Annotated in this window: 20 protein-coding genes; 8 read left to right on the top strand and 12 right to left on the bottom strand. The window is 66.5% G+C overall.

Going from position 1 to position 21,176, the window contains the following annotated elements; translation table 11 throughout:
- Nucleotides 1–193: 193 nt before the first annotated feature.
- A complete protein-coding gene (locus ACYQ01_RS09680) occupies nt 194–745 on the bottom strand; it encodes an acetate uptake transporter (RefSeq protein WP_459933635.1) in 552 nt (183 codons plus the stop codon).
- Between the two features lie 624 nt (nt 746–1,369).
- Between ACYQ01_RS09680 and ACYQ01_RS09675 the strand changes: the two genes are divergently transcribed.
- Complete coding sequence (locus ACYQ01_RS09675) at nt 1,370–1,705, top strand: hypothetical protein (protein WP_459933634.1); 336 nt, start codon at nt 1,370–1,372, stop codon at nt 1,703–1,705.
- A 267-nt stretch (nt 1,706–1,972) separates the two neighbouring features.
- Here ACYQ01_RS09675 and ACYQ01_RS09670 read toward each other — a convergent pair whose 3' ends face one another.
- On the bottom strand, nt 1,973–2,629 hold the full coding sequence (locus ACYQ01_RS09670; protein ID WP_459933633.1) for a nitroreductase family protein: 657 nt from the start codon (nt 2,627–2,629) through the stop codon (nt 1,973–1,975).
- Between the two features lie 320 nt (nt 2,630–2,949).
- Nucleotides 2,950–3,786: a sirohydrochlorin cobaltochelatase gene (locus ACYQ01_RS09665; protein WP_459933632.1), complete on the bottom strand. Its 837-nt coding sequence runs from the start codon at nt 3,784–3,786 to the stop codon at nt 2,950–2,952.
- 90 nt (nt 3,787–3,876) lie between these two features.
- Here ACYQ01_RS09665 and ACYQ01_RS09660 point away from each other — a divergent pair, with 90 nt between their 5' ends.
- Nucleotides 3,877–6,351, top strand: coding sequence for a heavy metal translocating P-type ATPase (locus ACYQ01_RS09660; protein WP_459933631.1), 2,475 nt, complete (start codon nt 3,877–3,879; stop codon nt 6,349–6,351).
- A 98-nt stretch (nt 6,352–6,449) separates the two neighbouring features.
- Here ACYQ01_RS09660 and ACYQ01_RS09655 read toward each other — a convergent pair whose 3' ends face one another.
- The 4 genes from ACYQ01_RS09655 to ACYQ01_RS09640 all read right to left on the bottom strand — a co-directional run bounded on the left by ACYQ01_RS09655 (nt 6,450) and on the right by ACYQ01_RS09640 (nt 9,729).
- Nucleotides 6,450–6,779, bottom strand: a complete 330-nt coding sequence (locus ACYQ01_RS09655; protein WP_459933630.1) for a hypothetical protein — start codon at nt 6,777–6,779, stop codon at nt 6,450–6,452.
- Nucleotides 6,780–6,810: 31 nt separating this feature from the next.
- Entirely contained in the window at nt 6,811–7,254 is a 444-nt protein-coding gene (locus ACYQ01_RS09650; RefSeq protein WP_459933629.1) for a DciA family protein, read from the bottom strand.
- On the bottom strand, nt 7,251–7,736 hold the full coding sequence (locus ACYQ01_RS09645) for a nucleoside/nucleotide kinase family protein (protein ID WP_459933628.1): 486 nt from the start codon (nt 7,734–7,736) through the stop codon (nt 7,251–7,253). Before ACYQ01_RS09645 ends, ACYQ01_RS09650 begins: the two co-directional genes overlap by 4 nt.
- Nucleotides 7,737–7,839: 103 nt before the next feature.
- Complete coding sequence (locus tag ACYQ01_RS09640) at nt 7,840–9,729, bottom strand: potassium transporter Kup (RefSeq protein WP_459933627.1); 1,890 nt, start codon at nt 9,727–9,729, stop codon at nt 7,840–7,842.
- A gap of 129 nt (nt 9,730–9,858) precedes the next feature.
- Between ACYQ01_RS09640 and ACYQ01_RS09635 the strand changes: the two genes are divergently transcribed.
- On the top strand, nt 9,859–10,284 hold the full coding sequence (locus tag ACYQ01_RS09635; RefSeq protein WP_459933626.1) for a hypothetical protein: 426 nt from the start codon (nt 9,859–9,861) through the stop codon (nt 10,282–10,284).
- Nucleotides 10,285–10,642: 358 nt separating this feature from the next.
- On the opposite strand, the gene ACYQ01_RS09630 is transcribed toward ACYQ01_RS09635, so the two are convergent.
- Nucleotides 10,643–12,421, bottom strand: a complete 1,779-nt coding sequence (locus tag ACYQ01_RS09630; protein WP_459933625.1) for a hypothetical protein — start codon at nt 12,419–12,421, stop codon at nt 10,643–10,645.
- 80 nt (nt 12,422–12,501) lie between these two features.
- Entirely contained in the window at nt 12,502–13,437 is a 936-nt protein-coding gene (locus ACYQ01_RS09625) for a LysR family transcriptional regulator (protein ID WP_459933624.1), read from the bottom strand.
- Between the two features lie 374 nt (nt 13,438–13,811).
- Here ACYQ01_RS09625 and ACYQ01_RS09620 point away from each other — a divergent pair, with 374 nt between their 5' ends.
- From ACYQ01_RS09620 to ACYQ01_RS09610, 3 genes are all read left to right on the top strand, one after another.
- Nucleotides 13,812–14,555, top strand: a complete 744-nt coding sequence (locus tag ACYQ01_RS09620) for a sulfite exporter TauE/SafE family protein (protein WP_459933623.1) — start codon at nt 13,812–13,814, stop codon at nt 14,553–14,555.
- A 112-nt stretch (nt 14,556–14,667) separates the two neighbouring features.
- Nucleotides 14,668–15,588, top strand: coding sequence for a radical SAM protein (locus ACYQ01_RS09615; protein WP_459933622.1), 921 nt, complete (start codon nt 14,668–14,670; stop codon nt 15,586–15,588).
- 180 nt (nt 15,589–15,768) lie between these two features.
- Nucleotides 15,769–16,818 carry an AbrB family transcriptional regulator gene (locus ACYQ01_RS09610; RefSeq protein ID WP_459933621.1) on the top strand — a complete coding sequence of 350 codons (1,050 nt, stop codon included), beginning with the start codon at nt 15,769–15,771 and terminating at the stop codon, nt 16,816–16,818.
- 66 nt (nt 16,819–16,884) lie between these two features.
- On the opposite strand, the gene ACYQ01_RS09605 is transcribed toward ACYQ01_RS09610, so the two are convergent.
- On the bottom strand, nt 16,885–18,159 hold the full coding sequence (locus ACYQ01_RS09605) for a VgrG-related protein (RefSeq protein WP_459933620.1): 1,275 nt from the start codon (nt 18,157–18,159) through the stop codon (nt 16,885–16,887).
- A 69-nt stretch (nt 18,160–18,228) separates the two neighbouring features.
- On the opposite strand from ACYQ01_RS09605, the gene ACYQ01_RS09600 reads away from it, so the two are divergent.
- A complete protein-coding gene (locus ACYQ01_RS09600) occupies nt 18,229–18,576 on the top strand; it encodes a cysteine-rich small domain-containing protein (protein ID WP_459933619.1) in 348 nt (115 codons plus the stop codon).
- Nucleotides 18,577–18,634: 58 nt separating this feature from the next.
- Here the strand turns inward: ACYQ01_RS09600 and ACYQ01_RS09595 are convergent, their stop codons facing one another.
- Both ACYQ01_RS09595 and ACYQ01_RS09590 read right to left on the bottom strand, forming a co-directional pair.
- On the bottom strand, nt 18,635–19,207 hold the full coding sequence (locus ACYQ01_RS09595; protein WP_459933618.1) for a flavin reductase family protein: 573 nt from the start codon (nt 19,205–19,207) through the stop codon (nt 18,635–18,637).
- Nucleotides 19,204–19,779, bottom strand: a complete 576-nt coding sequence (locus ACYQ01_RS09590) for a flavin reductase family protein (RefSeq protein WP_459933617.1) — start codon at nt 19,777–19,779, stop codon at nt 19,204–19,206. Before ACYQ01_RS09590 ends, ACYQ01_RS09595 begins: the two co-directional genes overlap by 4 nt.
- 129 nt (nt 19,780–19,908) lie before the next feature.
- Here ACYQ01_RS09590 and dinB point away from each other — a divergent pair, with 129 nt between their 5' ends.
- Nucleotides 19,909–21,072, top strand: coding sequence for a DNA polymerase IV (dinB, locus tag ACYQ01_RS09585; protein ID WP_459933616.1), 1,164 nt, complete (start codon nt 19,909–19,911; stop codon nt 21,070–21,072).
- Nucleotides 21,073–21,176: the final 104 nt, after the last annotated feature.

Genomic DNA, 21,176 nt, shown 5'->3' with positions numbered 1-21,176 from the left:
CAAAGTATGGTTTTGGCGTGGCCCGCAGTACGCTTTTCCCCGCCCGGCTGTCAACGAAGCCCCGGATCGGGCCAGGCGGACCGGCGGCGGGAGCGCGGGGGACGGGCGAAAGGCGAAAGTCGGGGGAAATCCGCGGCGGCGGGAAGGCGACCCCGCGCCGGACGGACCCGGCGCGGGGGGAAAGCGTACAAACTTAGAACGGCAGGATCTTGCGGCCTTGGGCGGATTCCACCACTTCGGCCATGCCCAGGTACATGGCCGATCCGCCGCAGACCAGGCCCACCCAGCCGGCGATGAGGCCGATCTGGTGCGATTCGGTCCAGTTGTGGGCGGCCAGCAGGAAGAACAGCGCCGTCAGGGAAAGGAACACGAACCTGAGCACCGGGCCCTTGCCCGCGGTTCCGACCCACATGAACAGGCTGAACACGCCCCACAGGGCCAGGTACCAGCCCATGAAGCCGGGTTCCGTGGCGGCGGTGGCGCCCCATTTGGGAGCCATGATGATAAACACCAGGGACAGCCAGAACATGCCGAAGCTGGTGAAGGCGACGTAGGAAAAGGTGTTGCCGCGCTTATACTCCAGGATGCCCGCGATGATCTGGGCGATGCCGCCGTAGAAGATGCCCATGGACAGAATCATGGCGCTCAGGGGGAAATATCCGGCGTTGTGGATATTGAGCAGGATGGTGGTCATGCCAAAGCCCAGAAGCCCCAACGGTCCGGGATTCGCCTGTTCGTGTTGCATCGCGGTACTCCTTTTGCTGCTCGGGATGCGTGTTCGGGGTTGTCGCGCCGGATTTCCGGCGTGGGATATCGGTTGTTTCGCTCGGTGTGCGTGGTGCCAAAAAAAACAACAAGATGCAAGGGATGCCCTCGACGCTTCCGCCAGGGAGCCGGGCCCGCGCGTCGGTGCGCGGGCGGTTGACGCCAAGGGGAAACAGGGCCAAACGTGTGTCGCGGCCTGACCTGGCGCGGGGCCGTTTTGCCGTTCGGCCCGGTTTCGCGCCGACGTTTTTGTGTTTTCAAGGGGAAAAGAGATGCCCTTCACTCGACTCACGGTCGTTTTGTCTTGTTGTGTGCTTGCGATGCTGTTTTGGGTGTCGTGGTTTTTGCGCTACGACCTGCGCGTCATAGACAATCAGGAGGGATATGCCGTGGCATATCGTCTCGACCGTTGGACGGGAGATCTCCGCCTTCTCGACAACGACCGGTGGTATCCTGTCACGGAAGGAGATCCGATCGATTTTCAACAGTCGTTTCAATCGAAAGAATCAAGCTTTTGAAAAAGAGGATATGAAACGTTTGACAGGCCGTCGATCATACTTGTAGTGTTCGTTTTATCGAAAATTCCATTGTCGGAGGATATGCCATGCCAGCGGTGAAAGGACAAAAAATCGAAGCGAAATATGATGGTGAAAAGTTGTATATGCTCATCAAGGAAGGAAAAAACGCCAAGGAGATCATGGCGGAACTCGGCGTCAAATCCATGCCGACCCTGAAAAGCCATTTGTTCAAGCTTATGACCGAAAAGAAGGAATATCTCGAAATTCCCGGCTCCTCGACCAGGGGCAGGGCCACCTCCCCGGTGTATCGCAGAGGCAAGATCGTGCTCACGAAGAACATGCTCGCGGGTGTTGAATTTCCCGAAGGGCAGAAGTTCAAGCTGGAAAAGGGCTCCGATCGGTTGGTGCTGGTCCCGGCCTGATTCGGCGCGGCCGTCGGTCGCGCTTTTTTTCTCTCCCGGCGTCTGTCCGCGCCACCCCCCCCGGACGGGACATGCCACACCCGACCTGGCTGTCGAAGTTCCTGGATATCAATGCCCTGCGCGTTTCCGATCTCTTGGTTCGGGAAAGGCGCAAGCCGGCGCGCGAAGATGGAGCGGGCCGAAGGGATACCCTCCCGTCGCCCCGCTCCGTATGCGTTCTTGGCAAGAAACCGTGGTCGCCCTATCCGTGGGGGGCGTTTCAGGGCGTCATGCCTTGGGATGCCCCACGCACTGGGCCAGGATGACGCGCTGATGCGGAGCCAGGCCCATGGCTTTGGCCAGGACCGCGTGGTCGATGTTGGCCCGCACCACCGTGGCCAGACCCATGGCCGCGCAGTACAGATAGACGTTCTGGCTCACGAACCCCGTGTCCGCCGCCGTGAGCAGGAGTTTGTCTTCCGGGGTGGAGCCGGCCGCCTTGTCCATGTCCGACACGAAGACCAGGTTCACCGGGGCCGACCCCACGTAGGACTGCTTGCCGGTGAGGGCGCGGATGTCCCGGTCCAGGATTTTGGTCAGGGCGTGGGCCTTGGCGTCGTAGACAAAGAGTCCGTCCGCCTTGGCCACGTAGACGTCGATCTCCTGGCGGTTGACCGCCGTGGGCGCCGTGCGCCGGCCTTCCTCCGGGCGGTTCACCCCGCAGGCCGCCCAGAGAAGTCCAGAGAGCAGGTCTTCGTCCAGGGGGGTGTCGGCGTATTCGCGCACGGATTTTCTGGCCCACAGGGCCTCCTCCAGGGTCTTGCCCCCGGCCGTTCGGGGCTTGGGAAGTACCGCCGCCCGGGCGCTGGCGCCCCCCGTGCCGGCGCCGAGGCCGATTCCCGCGGCCACGCCCGAAGCCGTGGCGAGAAACGTTCTGCGATTCATGACGACTCCTTGAAAAAGAGTATTTCGGACTTATTCTTGCGGACGCGCGTTGCGCATCCCTCTTCCAATGCGTCGGCGTTGGTCGTGCATCGGTTGCGCAAGGAAGAAAAAAAGGCCTGACGGCCCGTGCGAAAACACGTTGGCAAGAGGCGCGAAAGTGTCAAGCCCGCCGCGTCGGCCGACGTCTTTGGGGATGCGGCGTGTCATGAACCGACGCGGAGGCGGGGATTTTCCCTTGCCCGCCCGTGGTGGGCGCGCGGGGAAAGCGGGGGGCGAAAAACGGCGGGCCGCTCAACGTACGCAGCGGGGACCGGGGAGCGTCAAGGCGCGAGCAGGCCGGCCAGCCGGTCCAGCCACAGGGCGCAAAAGCGCGGCCGTTCCACCAGCCCGGCCAGGTCGGTCTTGCAGGCCACGCCGTGGGCTTCCAGCCGGGTTTTCCAGGCGCCTGGTCCGTCGCCGGCCAGGTCGGCGGCGGCGTGGCGACCCGACACCGTGAGCAGGGGCATGAGCCGGGCCCGGCGAAATCCCTCCCCGCGCATGGCGCGCGACACCACGGCCAGGCTCAACGGATCTCCGGGCGCCGTGGCCTCCAGCACGCCCAGCAGCACCGGCAGGCCCAGGACACGCAGGCGTTCGGCCAAGGCCAGGTAGAGATCCTGACCGGCCCGGGCGGTCCCGTGGCCCATGAACACGGCGGCTTCGTCCGGGGCCATGTCCGTGGGCAGGCAGCCGGCCAGGGCGTCGGCCACGGGCGCGATGTCGTCCAGGTCGCGCAGCAGGGGGCCGCCCAGGCGCAGGTCCAGGCCGCGCGCGCGCGAAAAGTCGCGCAGTCGCGTTTCGGTGCGGGCGAATTCGTCCCCGGCCACCACGTGCAACGATTGCGCGGCCAGAGCCTGGGGGAGATCGGCGTCCAGTCGGTCCAGGAGTTGGGCGAGCGGGCGTCCCCTGGGAGCGGGACGGTCCGGCTCGGGCGCGGGAAGGCGATGGTTGCCGAGGCGCGGTGACGCGGTGTAGGCCAAATGGACCTCAAGCCCGCCGCAGGCCATTCTGGCCTTGTCGGCGAACCCCGAAAGCGCGCCCCGCGCCCCGGGATGCGACGAGCCGTGTGCGGCCAGCACCACGACCGCGCGAAAGCCAGGGGGGGGCCAAAGCGTCATGGCGTGCTGGCCTATCAGACTTTGCCGAACTTGGCCAATCTCCAAAGGCCGTCTCGCGTGACGCGCCGGCCCTTCACAAAGGAGTTTTCCATGGCCTTGCAGACCCTGACCCTGCCCGTTCGCGGCATGCACTGCGCTTCCTGCCAGGCGCGCATCGAGCGGGTGGTGGGCAAGATGGACGGCGTGGACCGGGCCACGGTCAACCTGGCCGCCGAAACCCTGACCTTGACCTACGATCCGCTCGTGACCGACCTCAAAACCGTGGCCGAGCGCGTTTCCGGCCTGGGATTCACGCTGGAGGCGCCCGACAGGCCCGAGACCGTGCGCCTGGCCATCGGCGGCATGCATTGCGCCTCGTGCTCGCGGCGCATCGAGACCGTGGTGGGCAAGATGGACGGCGTGGCGGCCATGCGGGTCAATCTGGCCACAGAAACCGGCGAGCTGGAGCTGGCCCCGGGCGGGCCTTCGCTGGACATGGTCACGGCCCGCATCGCGGACCTGGGCTTCACCGCCACGCCCCTGGCCGGGGACGACCGCACCCTCTACGAGGCCCAGGAGCGCGACCAGGCCTCGCGTCTGGAAGCCCAGCGCAAGGCCCTGGCCCCCCAACTCGTTCTGGCCGGGATCGTGTTTCTCGTGGCCATGGGACCCATGCTCGGCCTGCCGCTGCCGGCCTTTCTAAGCCCGGACCGCGCTCCGGCGACCTACGCCCTGATCCAGCTTTTGCTGGCCGCTCCGGTGGTCTGGTTGGGGCGGCGATTTTTTTTGGACGGCGTACCCGCCCTGCTGCGTGGCGGTCCCAACATGGACAGCCTCATCGCCCTGGGTTCGGGCGCGGCGCTTGCCGCGTCGCTTTGGCCCACGGTGAGGATTCTGGCCGGCATGGACCCCCATCACGCGGTGCATGAATTGTACTACGAGTCCGCGGTGGTGATCATCGCCCTGGTCAGCCTGGGCAAGTATTTCGAGGCCAGGGCCAAGGCCCGCACCACCGAAGCGGTGAAGGCTCTGCTCACCCTGGCCCCGGACACGGCCACGGTGGTGGAAAACGGGGCGCAACGCACGGCCCCGGTGGCGGACCTGCGCCCCGGCTGGCTGGTTTTGGTGCGTCCCGGGGAACGGATTCCGGTGGACGGCGAAGTGGTGGAGGGCCAGGGCGAGGTGGACGAGTCCATGCTCACGGGCGAAAGCGCCCCGGTCTACAAGGGCCCGGGCGATCCCCTGGCCGCCGGGACCCTCAACGCCCTGGGCGCGTTGACTCTGCGCGTCACCCGGGTGGGCGAGGGCACGGTGTTGGCCCGCATCATCAAGCTTGTGCGCGACGCCCAGGGGTCCAAAGCGCCCATGGCCAGCCTGGCCGACCGCGTGAGCCTGTATTTCGTGCCCACGGTCATGGGCATTTCCGTGTTGACGGCGGCGTCCTGGGCCCTTGCCGGCCGGCCGGCCGCATTTTGTCTGCAAACGGCCGTGGCCGTGCTGGTTATCGCCTGCCCCTGCGCCATGGGGCTGGCCGTGCCCACGTCCATCATGGTGGGGGCGGGCCGGGGAGCCCGGCTGGGCGTGCTCATCAAGAGCGGTCAGGCCCTGGAGGCGGCCGCGCGCGTCACGGCTGTGGTCTTCGACAAGACCGGCACCCTCACCCAGGGCCGGCCGGCGCTCAAACAGGCCCGGGCGGCGCAAGGGTTTTCGACTCGGGACGTGATCGCCCGGGCGGCGGCGGCGGAATCGCTTTCCGAGCATCCGCTGGGCGTGGCGGTCATGGAAGAGGCCAAGCGCCTGGAACTGCCCGCGCTGGCGGCGCGAAACGGCCTGGCCGTGGCCGGCAAGGGCGTGGAGGCCCAGGTGGAAGGCGTGTCCGTCCGGGTGGGACGGGCCGCGTACCTGGCCGAAAGCGGCGTCGGCGTTCCCGAGGCCTTGCGCGACGCTGGAGAGGAAATGGCCGCGCAGGGCATGACGCCGCTCTACGTGGCCGTGGGCGAAGCCTGCGCCGGGGTGCTTGGCGTGGCCGACGCGGTGCGTCCCGAAGCGGCCGAGGTGGTGGCGGCGCTGGGACGGCTGGGAATGGAAGTGTGCATGCTCACCGGCGATCAGCCGGCTCCGGCCCGGGCCGTGGCCGCCCAGGCCGGGGTGGAGCGGATCTTCGCCGAGGTCCCTCCCGAGGGCAAGGCGGCCAAGGTGGCCGAGCTCAAGGCTCAGGGCCGGGTGGTGGCCATGGTGGGCGACGGTGTGAACGACGCGCCGGCCCTGGCCGCGGCGGATGTGGGAGTGTGCATGGGGTCGGGCATCGACGTGGCCATGGAGACCGGGGACGTGGTGCTCATGGGCCAGGGGTTGCGTGGCCTGCTTACGGCGTTCGGGCTTTCCCGGGCCACGGTGCGAAACATCAAGCAGAATCTGTTCTGGGCCTTCTGCTACAACGTGTTGGGCATCCCGGTGGCGGCGGGGGTGCTTACCCTGTTCGGCGGGCCGGCCCTGAGTCCCATGATCGCCGGGGCGGCCATGGCCGCCAGCTCGGTCTCGGTGGTGAGCAACGCCTTGCGCTTGCGGTTCTACAAGGGCGAGTGAGGGCCGACGCCGAACCGTTGGCGCGCAAGAACACGAAAAGCCCGGCCGGATCACCGGCCGGGCGAAACACCGCGAGGAACGGCGGTCAAGCCCGGGGGCTAGACCATGTTGCGCGTGCGCTTCTTCAGCTTGCTGATCTTGCGGCGCAGAATGTCGCGTTCCTTGTTGGAAACGCCCTCGGCCGCTTTTTTGGTGCGCAGGTCGCGCATTTGGGCCTTCATGGCCAGGATCTGCGTCTTGTAGGGGTTAGCCGCCCCTTCCTCTTCGCTGATGCCCAGGAACTCTTTGATGGCCTTGAGCAGTTCGTCCTTGTCCATGCCGGAAGCGCCCTGGAAGCCCTTGATCTGGTTCATGGCCAGATCGCGCAACTCCTTGGCGGTCATTTTGTCGAGGGGTTTTTTCAGTTCGATGGTAAGTTCTTCGGCCATTGTCGCGCCTCCAAAGATAGTAGCGGTACGCTTACGCCCCGGGACCGAATTGGCGAACGTAGGCCAGATAGCAACGTCCCACGGCGGTGTTCGGGTCGAGATTGAGCCCGCCCAGGTTGGCCGGTTTGCCCAGCGGGGCGCGCCAAAAGGTGGGCGCCTGGCCGAATGGCCCGTCCAAGGGGGTTTTGCCCTGTAGCAGATCGAAATGAGCCTTGTCAAAATAAACCTGGCCCAGAAAGGCGTTCACGCGTTCGAGAACCTCGGGCGCGTCGTAGCGGCTTTCCTGCATGGCCAGGGCGTCCTCCACGCCCAACAGCAGGGTTTGCCCCTTGTGCCCCAGCGGCCTGGCCCAGGGCGCCAGGTCCTGCCCCAGCACTTCGCGCCAGCGCGGCCACAGCCGGGCCAGGCGAAAGCCCAGGTCGGCCTCGGGCCTGCCGGCGAAGTCCACGATCATGTCGCCCAGGCGGGTGATCACAGTCGGGCTTTTTCGGCCACGTCCTCCACCATTTCGTCCAGGGTGGCGTCGATGGCGGTGATGAAATGGGCCACCTCCATAAGGTGCGGCTCCATGGCGGCGCACTCCTGCCGCAATTCCTCCAGGCGGGAAAGGTCGCCCAGGCGCTTGGCCAGGATGGGTGCCACGCTCAACAGGGAAAAGACCTTGCCCGTATCGCGCAGCAGGGTTTTGACGGCCGCGTCGGTCAGGTCCACCCCGGTGACGGCCACGCACAGCCCCCGCTTGCCCGCCACCTCGGCCAGGGCCTGGGGCGAGTCGGCCTCGGCCCGTTGCCGACCCAGCCGCTCGGCGGCCAGTCCGGCCAAGGTCTTGCGCCCGCTCCCGGGCAGGCCCACGAAGTAGAGGTTGGCCTCCTGGGGGCCGAAGCCCTGGGAGTCCCGCTCGGGGGAGTGCACCGCGACTTTGTCCGGTTCGTCGACATCGATTTTTTGTTTGATCATGGTCACCATGACCGCGTTCTAGCCGGTTTCCCAAAGAAGGCAAGGCCGGACCGGGGGGCGGGGAGAAAAGGCGCGCCGAAGGCGCGTTGGCCGCGTCGACCGGTCAGAGCGCCACCTGCACGCCGAGCTCCATCACCCGGTCGCTGGGCAGGCCGAAGTAGGTGGTGGCCGGACGGGAGTTGCGGCTCATGAACGCGAAGAGGCGCTTGCGCCAGGGGAGCATGGGGGCCTTACCCGTGGTGAAGAGCGATTCCCGGCCCAGGAAGAAGGTGGTGTCGCCCGGATCGGCTTCCACGCCCTGTTCCCTGGCCAGGCGCATCACTTCCGGGACGTTGGGGGTCTCCATGAAGCCGTAGCGGGCCAGCACCCGGAAGAAATTTTCGCCCAGGGGCTCCACGCTCAGGCGTTCCTCGTTGGGCACGTAGGGCACGTCCTGCGAGAGAAAGGAAAGAATGACCACGGTCTCGTGAAGCATCTTGGCGTGCTTGAAAAAGTGCAGAAGCGTCACCGGCGTGCCCGTGGGCGACACGGAAAGAAACGCCGCCGTGCCCTTGGCCCGGTACGGGGTTTTGCGGCGCACGTCCTCCAAAAACATTTCCAGGGGCATGCCGCCGGTTTGCAGAGCCTTGCCCAGGGCGTCGCGGCCGTCTTTCCAGGTGACCATGCAGGTCATCACCACGGCGGCGATGGCCAGGGTGAACCAGCCGCCGTCCTCGATCTTAAGCAGGTTGGCCCCGAAATAGGCCAGGTCGAATCCCATGAAGAGCACCAGCAGCGGCAGCACCTTCCAGGCCGGCCAGCGCCACTTGGTGTAGGCCAGCAGGCAGTACAGGGCCGAGGTGATGGCCATGGTGGCGGTGACGGCGATGCCGTAGGCCGCGGCCAGTCGGCTCGATTCCTGAAAGGCCAGCACCAGGCCGACGCAGGCCCAGGCGAGCAGGGTGTTTATTTCGGGGATGTAGATCTGTCCTTCCACGGCGCTGGAGGTGTGGATGACGCGCAAACGGGGAAAATAGCCCAGTTGCACCGCCTGGCGGGTGAGCGAGAACACTCCGGAGATCATGGCCTGGGAGGCGATGATGGTGGCCATGGTGGAGAGCGTCACCATGGGGTAGAGCAGGGCCGGCGGCACGATGCCGTAGAAGGGGTTGGCCACGATGCCGGGCTGGTTGAGCAGGCCTGCCGCCTGGCCGAAGTAGTTGCATACCAGGGCCGGAAACGCGAACCCCAGCCAGGAGAGCCGGATGGCCCGTTTGCCGAAGTGGCCCATGTCTGCGTAGAGGGCCTCGCCGCCGGTCAGGCACAGCACCACGGAGCCCAGAACCACCATGCCGTGCAGGTGGTTGCGGGCGAAGAAGTCCACGGCGCGCCAGGGTTCCAGGGCCGTGAGCACGCTCGGGTGCAGGATCACCTGATGAATCCCCAGCAGGCCTATGACCAGGAACCAGGCGATCATGACCACGCCGAAGATCCTGCCGATGCCGCCGGTGCCGTGGCGTTGGATCATGAAAAGCGCCAGGAGCACTCCCACGGTCAGGGGAACGATCAGGGGCTTGGCGGCCACGGTGGCCACTTCCAGCCCCTCGATGGCCGACAGCACGGAAATGGCCGGCGTGATCACCCCGTCGCCGTAGAGCAGCGCGGCCCCGCACAGGGCCAGGGCCAGGGCGATCGCCTTGTTCTTGGCGCCCAGGGTGCGGGTGGGCAGGAGCTCGTACAGGGCGAAGATGCCCCCCTCGCCCTTGTTGTCGGCCTTGAGGATGAAGACCACGTACTTGAAGGTCACCACCACGACCAACGACCAGAAAATGAGGGACATGACCCCGAGAATGTTTCCCCGGGTGAGGGCTATGGCGTGCATGCCGTGGAAGCATTCCTTCACGGCGTAGAGGGGGGAGGTGCCGATGTCGCCGTACACGACGCCGAGAGCTCCCAGCGCCAGGGCCAGGGTATGCGACAGGGTGTGGGCGCCTGGTTGGTCTTGCGAACGCATTGCCGACGGAATATAACCGCAGCCTGAACGGTGTCAATGCATTGGGCGATACAGGAGCGAGAGCGTGCTTGTTCAAGCTCTTGGTCAATGGTACAAGAAGAAAAGCACATCAAGAAACGGAGACGCATCATGAAAAGCATCCTTGTGACCCTGGTGATTGTTTCCTGCCTCTCATGGGGTGAGGCGCGTGCGGAAGCCAAGGTATATCAGTGTGTTCGCCCGGACGGCACGGTCGTGTGCACCACCACCGACACCTCGGGCGATCCGAGCGTCACCTGCAATTTCGAATGCCCCGACTGCAATATGGTCTGTGTGGCCCGCTCCGTCACCATCCGGGAGGACGGCCGCGTCGTGGAGCCTCCGATGCCCAAGGTCCACGGACGCAAGCGCGCTCCGGCCCAGAACGGCAAGGAAACGCCGGAATCCTGCCGCGCCCAGTACGAGCGCTGCATGGCCAAGTGCCGCTCCAACCCGCTCAACAAGTCCAAGTACAACGTGGACGCCTGCATCTCCAGTTGCTACGATACGTTTACCGGCTGCGGTACGTTGCAGTAGCCGCGCGGGTTGACAGGCTGTTGAAAAATCCTTGCTGGCGGCGTTGCTGCGAAAAACTCAACCCCTCAACGGGTGCCAACTCCGCTACGGGCTTGACTTTTTTGTGCGCCTTGCCAGCACGTTTTATGAACAGGCTGCAAGAATCGACTGTTTCAACGGGCTGTTGATGAAGGGTCGGCGGAGGAGGGAGAAAAGGCCTCCGGCGCCCGGCAGGGAATGATTCCCCCCGAACCCCCGCGTGTGGGCGTACGGTTGACGCCCGCGCCGACGCAAAGACGTCGCTTGCGAGTTTCCCAGGCCTGTTTTCGGCAAAGTCGAAAGCGGGCCTGGTTTTTTTGTTGTCGCGCCGTCGGCCGCGTCAACTTGCGCCCGGGCAGCTCCACGGGTCCAGGGTGCGCCTGTAGACCTTGACGTCCGTGGCGGTGTCCATCCACACCCGGTCCGGGCGGGCGGGGCGCGGTTCGGCGATGCTTATGGTGTCGGCGCAGAAAAAGGCGTTGACCGGGATGATGGACGAGGCCCTGTTCACCACGCGCTCCCAGCGCGTCGCCTGGCCGATGAGCATGGGCAGGTAACCGTACTGCTTCATCACGGCGTCGGGGTTGACGATCTTGATGAAGGCGATGCGTTCGGGCTCGGGCAGCTTGACGTTGATGGCGCGCATGTCGTCCGTGGCCGTGAAGGCCTTGGCCACGTCCGGGCATTCCTCCACGCAGGAAAAAAACACGATCACGGCCAGGACCGCGGCCTGGAGTCCGATCCCCAGACGCGGGCCGGCGCCGGCGCGTCCCCGTCCGGTCAGCGCTTGCCCCAGCACGTAGAGCGCGGCCAGGGCGAAGAGAGGTGTGCCCAGGGGCAGGGCCGCGCCCACCTGCGCGCCCTGGTGGTCGAGAAAATCGTAGGGAAGCAGGTAGCCGAAGTGAAACACCGGCGCCAGCTCGTACAGGGCGTCGTAGGCCAGGGACCAGGAGCGGTTGTCCAGAAACAGGCCGGGATCTTTCAGGGCCAGGCAGAGCAGGCACCCGGAAAGCGCCAGCAGCGGCGCGGCCAGGGCGTGGGCGGCGCGGCTCGAACCTTCCGCCCAGCGGGCGAAGCCGAAGGCGAGAAAGGGCAGGGCGGCTGTCCAGTTGCGCGAGGCGTAGGCTTCGCTGCCGTTGGCCCAGAGCATGGTGAAGAAGTACGCGCCCAGGACCAGGCCCATGGGAGCCAGGGTGGCGTCCCGGCCGCGGACGGCCAGGGCGAAGCCGGCCAGGGCCAGAAGCAGGTGCGGGGCGTTGGAGATCAGCCCGTGGCGGGAGTCGAACAGGTTGACCAGAACCCGGTCGGGAATAGCCGAAAGCGAGGTCTTGAAGGCCGGGTTGGCGCCGCCCACGGGGGCGCCGAACAGCCAGAAGTTGTACGCGAGAAAGAGCCCGGCCATGGCGGCGGCAATGGCCGCGAGTCCGACGAGCCCGGCCGCTCCCGGCCGGTGACGGTGGAAGTGGAAGGCGATCAACCCGCACACGACCACGCTGACCAGCGAGAGCTTGAGGTGGAAAAAGGGCAACAGGCAGGCCAGAAACACGGCCAGGTGGGCGGTTTTTTGGTCCTTGTGGCGTCCCGAGGCCAGAAACCAGACCAGGCAGGCGTTCACGGAAAAGAGCAGGATCTCGGAAAAAAAGAGTCGCAGGTAGAAAAGAAAGGGGCAGGCGAAGGCGATGGCCGCCAGGGTCCACAGGCAGGTCGGATCGGGAAAGCGCCTGCGGAGCGCGGCCAGCAGCGCGGCCAGGCCCGCCGCGCCCACCGCGAAGGAGAGCCAGCGTGCGCCTTCCAGTTGCCATTTGTCGATGAAATAGGCCCCCAACAACGGATAGACCACCGAATGGATGATCTTGATCCCCTTGTGCGCCGGGCTCGACGGGGAAATCCCGTGGATATGGCCTTCTTCGAGCATGGCTTGCCAGGTTTCGTCCGTGGCATGGAAGCCTTCGCCCTTGGCCACGCCCAGGCCGTAGGCCACGTAGCGCACTTCGTCGCCGGTCATGGTCAGGGGGCCGAGAAAAAACACGTGCGCGCACCACAGGGCGAAGACAAGACCGGCCAGGGCCAGAATCGGATAGGGCCGACCGGGCGGGGAAAGCGATATCGAGGCCTGCACGGGGAAAAACCGCCTGGTTGAAGGTGTTGCACCGGGGAAAGGGAAATTTTCGCCGGCAGTACCCGGAAATGTCCGGTCTTTCAACCGAGGTCCGGCGGACCGTTTCCGGGCCGTGCCTTTTCGCTTCGTCCGGCGAAGGCTTGCCGGGCCAAGCGAGCGAAGTCCCGGGCCGAAGGCGATGGTCTGCGTCCCGGATCGCGGACCAGGAGCACGGGCGCGGACAGGGGCTCGTCCCGCCAGGCCGGGGCCGCGAGAAGGCCCTGTTCCGCTTCGCGCTCCACCGTGCAGACCGGGGCCAGGCTTACGCCCATGCCGGCCATGACGCATCGCTTGACGATTTCCACGCTGTCGCACTGCACCACCGGGCCGGGATAGACGCCGTCCCGGGCCAGGGCGCGTTCGAGCAGGGGGCGGGCGCTCCACAGGTGGCGGGTGACCACCAGGGGGTGCCCGGCCAGGTCGTTGGCTCCGGCCGAGTCGAGCCCGGCCAGGGGGGAGTCCGGCGCGGCGATGACCGCCAGGGGCTCGTGGCCGAGCACCTCCTGTTCGAGCCCGCCGCTGGCCAGGGGGTGGCCGAGGATCAGGGCCAGGTCGGTCACGCCGTGGCGCAGGTCCCGGGCCAGGCCGTGGCGCGACCGCACGGCCAGCACCAGCCGCACGCGGGGATGTTCGGCCCGAAAGGCGCGCAACAGGCCTTGCAGTCGGTAGATGCCCAGGCTTTCCGAAAGGCGCACGGCCAACTCCAGAGGGGGGGCGTCGTGCCCGGCGAAGAGGCGGCGGGTGTCGGCTTCCAGGTCGAGCAGGCGTCTGGCGCGGGGGGCCAGGCCCAGGCCCTCCTCGGTGAGGAGCACCCGGCGCGAGGTGCGGTCGAAGAGCGCGACACCCAGTTCCTCTTCCAACTCGCGAATATGGCCGCTCACGGTGGAAGGGGAGAGGTTGAGCGTCTGGGCGGCCTCCCGGAAGGACAGGCCTGCGGCCACGGCCAAAAACGTCTTGAGCCGGTGGGGATCGAGCATTGTTCGGATTCCTCGAACGATGGATGCGAAGGAAAGCGTTTGTCGGAAACCATGCCAGGCGCTAGGTTGCCTGGCAAGAGCCCGTTGGTGATGGCCAAGACCAAAGACGTGCGGCCTGAAATGGGGGCAAGGAACGAAAATTTCGAATGGTGTGCCGCCAGCGCCGGGCTGAGCAGAACGTCTTCCCCCGACTGAAAGGCGGGAGCGATGCGATCTTCCTCGATTTGGAACGCGCCTTTCAGACCGACGGGGTTTGTCCCTGCGCGCCACGCGGGGTTTCCGCCGGGAGAAGTTCGCTCACCGCCATGCGGAGCTCCCGGCTCCGCGGCCTTTTTCCAAACCGCCCGGCCCGGCCGGGTCAGATCGGAGCGCCTATGGAACCGACTTTTTTGGTCGCCGTCTCGCTGGGGGCGATGTTTGCCGCGTGCGTTCAGGGCATGCTGGGATTCGGCACCACTCTGGTGGCCCTGCCGATCATCAGCCTGGCGCTGCCCCTGCGACAGGCCGTGCCCGTGTGCTGTCTGCTGGCTTTGGCGATCAACGCCCTGCTCACCTGGCGGCTGATGCGCCATTTGCGCGTGCGAGCCCTGCTGTTTCTGCTGGGAATCTCCCTGCCGGGCATGGTCCTGGGCGCCCGGGTGCTGACCGAGGCCCCGGAAAACGCCCTGCGCCTGCTTCTGGCCGTGGTGATTCTCGTCTCGGTCTGGCGCGGCATGCGTCCCCGGGCCGCGCGGCGCGCGGTGGGCCTGGCCTGGGGCCTGGGAGCGGGCCTGCTGGCCGGGGCCATGGGGGTGTGCCTGGGCATCAACGGCCCGCCCATCGCGGCCTGGGTTCATCGGCAGGATTGGAGCCGCGAAGCCATGCGGGCCACCCTGGGCGCGTATTTCCTGCTGGCCGGCGTGGGCATCGTGGGCGTGCAGGCCTGGCAGGGATTGGTGAGCGCGCGCGTGGTCTGGGCTTTCGCTTCGGGCCTGCCCGCCCTGTTTCTGGGATTGTGGCTCGGCATGAGCGCTTGCCGGCGCATGGACGCGCGTCTCTATCGGCTGGCCGTCCAGGGCTTTTTGGCCGTCATCGGGGTGTCGCTGCTTTTGCAGGTCGTGCGCGTCGTGGCGGCCTAGCGCCGGGACGGACGAATTCTCGACTCAAGATGTTTGCCTTTCCCCACCCGAAACGCAGAAGCGCCCCGTCCGGGGGCTCCGCCTCCTGTTGCCAGGCGAAAGCCCCGGCGGTATGCTTCCTTCGGCCCTGCGCCGCATCTTTCCCGAAAGGAGGGACCATCCCCTGCACTACGAAGGAACCATCATCCGTCCGCCCAGCGAGGCGGACAGCATCCTCCTCCAGGCCACGGTGGCCTGTTCCCACAACAAGTGCGCGTTTTGCGGCGCGTACGCCGGGGAACACTTTCGCATCAAGAAAGAAGAGGTCATCTTCGAAGACATCGAATTCGCCGCCGCCCACATGCCCTTTTTGCGCCGCGTGTTTTTGTGTGACGGCGACGCGCTCATCATCCGCCAGGCCACCCTGGTGAAATACCTGGAGCGCATTCGCGAACGCCTGCCCCAGGTGACCCGGGTGGGCACCTACGCCAACGTCAAGAGCATGAAGACCAAGAGCGTGGAGGACCTGAAGGTTCTGCGTTCCCTGGGCCTGGGCATCGTCTACATGGGCCTGGAGTCGGGCGACGACGAGGTGCTCAAGCGGGTCAACAAGGAGGGAGACCTGGCGCGGATTCTGGAAGGAGCGCAAAAGGTCAAGGAGGCCGGCATCAAGCTTTCGGTCACCGCCATCGTCGGGCTGGCCGGCATGGACAACTGGGAGCGTCACGCCCGCCTCACGGGCGAGGCCTTCACCACCATGGCCCCGGACTACGCCGCGGCGCTGTGCCTCATGCCCGCCCCGGGCACCAAGGTGTGGGACCGCATCCGCTCCGGCGAGATGGTGTTGCCGGACGGCCTGCAAATGGTGCGCGAACTGCGCGTGCTGCTCGAACACACGGAGATGAAGCGGGGTATGTTCCTGGCCAACCACGCCTCGAACTACGTGCCGTTGCGCCTGCGCCTGCCCCAGGACAAGGAGCGCGGCCTGGCCCAACTCGACGCGGCCTTGGGCGGCAGGACGGGCATCCGCCCGGAAGGCATGCGCCGTTTTTGAACGCAACCGCGCCGAGGCGGGGATGGGCCGGCTCTCCCGAGGCTCGCGTCCCCCGGACCGGACGCCCGTGCGGCGCCTGTCGCCGGGGAAGCCGTTTCTGGGGGAGCGACGTCGGTTTCCCCGCCTGGCGCACGAGATCATGACCGTGGTTTCTCTCGTTACCGCGCGGGCGCTCCCCGCATGAATCGACTCGGACAGTGGGCCGGCCTCCTGGCCGTGTCCGCGCCGCTTTCCTGGCTGCTGGACCGGGCCGGATTCCCGGCCGCCTTGCTGCTGGGCCCCATGTTGGCCGGCCTGGCCTTCGGGCTGCGCGGGGCCACGGTGCGCATTCCCTCTTGGGGATTCGCCGCGGCCCAGGCCGTGATCGGCTGTCTGGTGGCCAGGGCCGTCACCGCGTCCATCGTGCTTTCCTTCGTGCATGACTGGGCCGTCATGGTGTTGGTCATCGCCACCACCATCGCCTCGGGCGGTTTCGTGGGCTGGACGCTCATGCGTCTGCGCGTGCTGCCGGGGAACACCGCCGCCTGGGGATCGTCGCCGGGCGGGGCCGCCGCCATGATCGCCATGGCCGAGGAGTACGGCGCGGACGTGCGCCTGGTGGCCTTCATGCAGTATCTGCGGGTGCTTGTGGTGGTGCTCACGGCTTCGGCCGTGTCTCGGTTGCTACTCGGGGAAGGGGCCACGGCGCTTCCGGCCCAGACCCCCGCCACGCTGTCCGGCTGGTTCGAGGCTCCTGTCGCGCCGTTTGTGGAAACCCTGGCCGTGGCCGGGATCGGGGCTTTCCTCGGCCGTCGGTTCGGGATTCCGGCCGGGGCCATGCTCGTGCCCATGCTGGGCGGGGCGACGCTCAACTCCCTGGGCATGGTGGCCATCACCTTGCCGCCCTGGCTCTTGGGCGCGGCCTACGCCGTGCTGGGCTGGTTCATCGGCTTGCGCTTCACGCCGGGCGTGGTGCGCCACGTGCTGCGGGCCATTCCCAAACTCGTGCTCTCCACGGGCTTGCTCATGGGCCTGTGCGGACTTTCGGCCTGGATGCTCACCGCTTTCCTGCGCATCGACGCCCTGACGGCCTACCTGGCCACCAGCCCCGGAGGGCTGGACTCCGTGGCGGTCATCGCCGTGGGCTCGGGAGCCGACGTGCCCTTTGTGCTGGCCCTGCAGACCCTGCGTCTGGTGAGCGTGGTGCTGGCCGGACCGGCCATCGCCCGGATGCTCAGCCGTCGGGGGTGAGGGGCGCGTCTTGCACGGCGCGGGGCGTTTGCTCGTCGCGGTTCCGGGTTGTCGTCAAGGGGGTGACTAGCTCAGGCCCTTGGCGTCCAGCATGGCCAGGGCGGACTGCTTTTCATCGGCCAGGCGCGACGAGACGGCGCTGCGGGTGCGTCGCGAACGCGAAGAGAACTGGGCCAGTCGGATGGCGTAGACCTCCTCGATGAGATCCTTGTCGTTGGCGGTCTTGTCCGTGGCTTCGAGCTTGTCCAGGGCCTGTTCGAAGATGTCGGACGCGCCGTTGGGGCCGTGCTGCACGGCGGTGCTCCAGAGGACCTCCCGCACCGCCTGGGACCGGGTGGAGACGTCGGTCCCGGTGGAGAGCGTGATGGAGCGAAGCGCCGGGATGTAGTGGGTCTGCCGGATGAAATCGTGTTGCAGGGCCTCGAAGCGCTGGGGCTGTTCGGCGGAAATGCGCTTCCACTCCTGGGCCATCCCGCCGTGGCGTCCGCCGGAGTTGGCCGGGCCGGCGTTTTCCAGGCGCGTGGCCAGCTCCGGGGCCTTGTCGTCCAGGTATTGCAGGAACTTGTTCATGGTGCCCACGCCGGAGGCGATCTGGTACAGCCCGTAGGAGGTGCCCCCCCGGCCGTCGTAGCCGATGGCCGAGATGGACCCGCCGGATTCGTAGGCCGCGCACAGGGCGCCGGTGCCGTCGCGCGGGGTGCCGCCGGATGCCGCGGACGAGGACTTGCCCTTGTGGGAGCTGCGGCGCTTGGCGGCCAGGAACCGCGACTCCGCGGACGCCGCGGCGAAGAGCAGGTCTTCCTCCTCCTTGGTGAAGCACTGGGGCAGGGCGCCCTTGCTGCCCGGTCCGGGCAGATGGCCCAGGTCGTCCTTTTCCGGGTCGACCTTGGTGGCGGCCTGGATCACCTGCCCGCGCACATGGTGCGGCCGGGTGCGGGTTTGTTGGGCGGTGTCCGATTGGGCCTGGACGGTATCGCCTCGCGCTGCGGCCTGGGCTCCTGATTGGGACAAGGCCTGCGCGTCGTGCGCCAAGGCGATGACGCGTCCCCTTACCACCGGGCCGCTCTTGCCCGAGGCCGACTGGCTCTGATTTTGGCTGGCGTTCGAAGGCGTGTACAAGCCTTTGCCGCCCTCCTGGCGGGTGAGCAACCCCGGAAGGTTGGCCAGGGGGCTGACCAGCGAGGGCGGCTTGGAGCCGAACACCTGGTTGCTCACGCCCAACTGACTGGTCAGCATGGTCTTGAAGGAACCGGGGTCCTGGGCCAACTTGGATGGGCCAAGACGTTCCAGTTCGGGCCTGGCGGCCAGGGATTGCGCTTGCGCAAGGGGAGTCAATGCCATGACGCCGTTACCTCGTGAAAGGGGTTTGGAGCAAGCATAGCAAGGCATGTGCCAGAGGGCGGGGTTTCCTTGGGGCGGAAAACGCGCTACGCCCCGGACATGGAAGCCTCCCACCGTTTTTTCCGGAACCGGGCCTGCAAGTACTTTCCCTGTCACTCCGGCGTGTCCGAGGAGACGTTCAACTGCCTGTTCTGCTTCTGTCCCCTCTATTTTCTGGAGGAGTGCGGCGGCGACGGCCAGGTCAAGGGCGGGGTCAAGGACTGCACCTCCTGTACGATTCCGCACGGGCCGGGCGGTTACGACCGGGTGTTGCTCGTGTTGCGCGAGGAGTTCGCCCGCAGGCGCAGGACCGGGGGCAAGGATGAAAGCGGGGGGGAAGCGTACAAGGACGCCCCCGCCGGAGGACCGGAGGGATGACGTTGCGGCCCCTCGCCCGCCGACGCGCGTCCAGCAGCCGCGAGCTGGAACGGTCCGGTCAGCGAATCAGGGTTTTTCCCGGTCCGAAAGCCTTGCCCAGGCTTGACCCCAGGCCGAAGTACTCCTGTCGGTTGGGGCTGTAGACGATGGCGCCGGTTTTGGCGGGGTCGATCTTGCCGTCCGGGTCCAGAACGGACTTGTCGGCCTTCACGTCCACGATTTCGCCCACCAGTTGCATGTGCGCGCCCAGGTCGTGGGTGGCGAAGAGCTTGCATTCCACGGCCACGGCGAATTCGGCGATGTAGGGGGCGTTCACCAGGTCGCTTTTCACCGCGGTGAGGCCCGCGCCTGCGAACTTGTCGGTGTTTTTGCCCGTGACCATGCCGAAATAGTCGGCCTCGACCACCTGGGTCTGGAAGGGCACGTTCACCGTGAAGGCCTTGGAGTGCAGGATGGCCTCGAAAGTGTGGCGCTCGGGACGCAGGGACACGGCCAGGCACACGGGTTTGGACGAACACGGTCCGGCCCAGGCCACGGTGGCGCCGCAGGCCTGGCCTTGGGGGTCGTAGGCGCACACCACCCACACGGGCGTGGGGGTGGCCGCCTGGATCGCTCCCAGGGAGATTTTCATGTTTTTTCCTTGTGGCAAAGGGTTCTGCCGATGTTCCAGCACTTGGCGATGGGTTGGCCCAGGGCGTAATAGCTGAGCGTTCCCATGTCGAAGAGCAGGGGATCGACCTTCAGGGGATCGATCTGTCCGGCTGTGAGCACGTCGGGGTCGGCGTAGGTTTGCACGACCCTGCCGATGAACACGTCGTGGGTGTCGAAGTCCACGATCCGATCGAGCTTGCATTCCATGCACACCGGGCAGGCCGCGATCATGGGCGCGGTCTCCAGTTCGCCGTAAAAGACCTCGAACAGGGCGGACTTGTCCATTTTTTCGCCGCTCACCAGGCCTACGTAGTCGGCTTGGGCCACCAGGGTCTGGCCGGGAACGTTGACGCTGAAGGTCTGGAGTTGAATAATGCCCTGGTTGGTGTAGTGCGTTTTGGACATGGAAAGGGAGAGGTAATTCTCCTCCCCGTAGTTCATGATGCCCACATGGGCGATGCAGTTGAAGTTGGGCTTGCCCCCCACCAGCGCTCCGGCCAACACCGTGAGCGAGGGATACAGGGCGTTTGTCTTGCCGAGTTTGCTTTTCATCGCCGGGACCACCTTTTCGCGATTTTCGCTCGCAAGGCTTGAGGCCGGGACCGTCTTTGGGCGAGTCCGCGCCGGCAAGCGACGCGCGGGCGAAAAACGCACGCGCCACACCACGAGGATCCTTCGGCCATGGAACATACCAAGCGCGTTTTGCACCTGGACATGGACGCCTTTTACGCCTCTGTGGAGCAGCAAGACAACCCCGAACTTCGCGGAAAGCCCGTGATTATCGGCCGAAACATGCGCGGGGTGGTCTCGGCCGCCTCGTACGAGGCCAGGGTTTTCGGGGTGCGCTCGGCCATGCCCGTGGCCCAGGCCAAGCGGCTTTGCCCCCACGGGGAGTACCTGCCCGGGCGCATGAGCCGCTACGCGGAGGTCTCCCGCCAGGTGATGGCGGTGCTTGGCGAGGTGTCGCCCCTGGTGGAGCAGGCCTCGGTGGACGAGGCCTACGTGGACGTCACGGGGGTCGAGAAGCTCTTCGGCCCGCCCGAGGCCGTGGCCCGCCTGCTTCAGGACAGGGTGCGCGCGGTCACGGGGTTGTCCTGCTCCATCGGGGTGGCGCCGGTGAAGTTCGTGGCCAAGATCGCTTCGGACTTTCGCAAGCCCGGCGGCATTACCGTGGTGGAGCCCGAAGCGGTGCTCGCGTTTCTGGAAACCCTGCCCGTGGGCCGCATTCCCGGAGTGGGAGCCAGAATGCTGGCCCGGCTTGCCGACCTGGGCGTGGTCACCTGCGCCGACGTGCGGCGCTACTCGCTGACCTTTTGGGAGGACCGGCTGGGCGAATGGGGCCGGGCGCTCTTCGACCGGGCCTGGGGGCGCGGATCGAACCGGGTGGTCACCGAGCACGAAACCAAGTCGTCCAGCGCTGAAAACACCTTCGACGCCGACACCGCCGACCCGCGCTTTCTCAAACGCTGGCTCACCCGCCAGTCCGAACGGGTGGGCGCGGACCTGCGCGCCCACGGCTGGAAAGGCCGCACCGTGACCCTCAAGGTGAAGTTCGCGGACTTTCGCCAGATCACCCGGTCCAAGACCATCGCACCCACCGATTCGGACGAGGTGATCTACGCCACGGCGGCCGGACTGCTCGACCAGGTGAGCCTGGCCCCCAGGGTGCGGCTCATCGGGGTGGGGGTGTCGAATTTCGCCAAGTCCCCGGAACAACTGAGCCTGTTTCCCGACGAGCGGGTGGAGAAGATGCGCCGCATCGACAAGGCCCTGGACGCCATACGGGGAAAGCACGGCCGGGGGGCCGTGCGGCGGGGCCGGACCATGGAGGAGCGCGACGAGTAGGCCGGGCGCGCGGGGCTAGCAGCCCGCCCAAAAAGTCGATTCGTGTAGCCTGTTCAAAAAACGTGCGGGCAAGGCACACAAAAAAGTCAAGTCCGAAGGGTAGT

It is taken from the genome of Fundidesulfovibrio butyratiphilus, from assembly GCF_054657235.1.
The sequence above is the reverse complement of the archived record's forward strand: the minus strand, read 5'-3'. Positions and strand labels throughout refer to the sequence as shown.

Bases quoted from the DNA above. Each gene is read 5' to 3' on its own strand.
- ACYQ01_RS09680 (WP_459933635.1), bottom strand. From the start codon at position 745: ATGCAACACGAACAGGCGAATCCCGGACCGTTGGGGCTTCTGGGCTTT.
- ACYQ01_RS09675 (WP_459933634.1), top strand. From the start codon at position 1,370: ATGCCAGCGGTGAAAGGACAAAAAATCGAAGCGAAATATGATGGTGAA.
- ACYQ01_RS09670 (WP_459933633.1), bottom strand. From the start codon at position 2,629: ATGAATCGCAGAACGTTTCTCGCCACGGCTTCGGGCGTGGCCGCGGGA.
- ACYQ01_RS09665 (WP_459933632.1), bottom strand. From the start codon at position 3,786: ATGACGCTTTGGCCCCCCCCTGGCTTTCGCGCGGTCGTGGTGCTGGCC.
- ACYQ01_RS09660 (WP_459933631.1), top strand. From the start codon at position 3,877: ATGGCCTTGCAGACCCTGACCCTGCCCGTTCGCGGCATGCACTGCGCT.
- ACYQ01_RS09655 (WP_459933630.1), bottom strand. From the start codon at position 6,779: ATGGCCGAAGAACTTACCATCGAACTGAAAAAACCCCTCGACAAAATG.
- ACYQ01_RS09645 (WP_459933628.1), bottom strand. From the start codon at position 7,736: ATGATCAAACAAAAAATCGATGTCGACGAACCGGACAAAGTCGCGGTG.
- ACYQ01_RS09640 (WP_459933627.1), bottom strand. From the start codon at position 9,729: ATGCGTTCGCAAGACCAACCAGGCGCCCACACCCTGTCGCATACCCTG.
- ACYQ01_RS09635 (WP_459933626.1), top strand. From the start codon at position 9,859: ATGAAAAGCATCCTTGTGACCCTGGTGATTGTTTCCTGCCTCTCATGG.
- ACYQ01_RS09625 (WP_459933624.1), bottom strand. From the start codon at position 13,437: ATGCTCGATCCCCACCGGCTCAAGACGTTTTTGGCCGTGGCCGCAGGC.
- ACYQ01_RS09620 (WP_459933623.1), top strand. From the start codon at position 13,812: ATGGAACCGACTTTTTTGGTCGCCGTCTCGCTGGGGGCGATGTTTGCC.
- ACYQ01_RS09615 (WP_459933622.1), top strand. From the start codon at position 14,668: ATGCTTCCTTCGGCCCTGCGCCGCATCTTTCCCGAAAGGAGGGACCAT.
- ACYQ01_RS09610 (WP_459933621.1), top strand. From the start codon at position 15,769: ATGAATCGACTCGGACAGTGGGCCGGCCTCCTGGCCGTGTCCGCGCCG.
- ACYQ01_RS09605 (WP_459933620.1), bottom strand. From the start codon at position 18,159: ATGGCATTGACTCCCCTTGCGCAAGCGCAATCCCTGGCCGCCAGGCCC.
- ACYQ01_RS09595 (WP_459933618.1), bottom strand. From the start codon at position 19,207: ATGAAAATCTCCCTGGGAGCGATCCAGGCGGCCACCCCCACGCCCGTG.
- ACYQ01_RS09590 (WP_459933617.1), bottom strand. From the start codon at position 19,779: ATGAAAAGCAAACTCGGCAAGACAAACGCCCTGTATCCCTCGCTCACG.
- dinB (WP_459933616.1), top strand. From the start codon at position 19,909: ATGGAACATACCAAGCGCGTTTTGCACCTGGACATGGACGCCTTTTAC.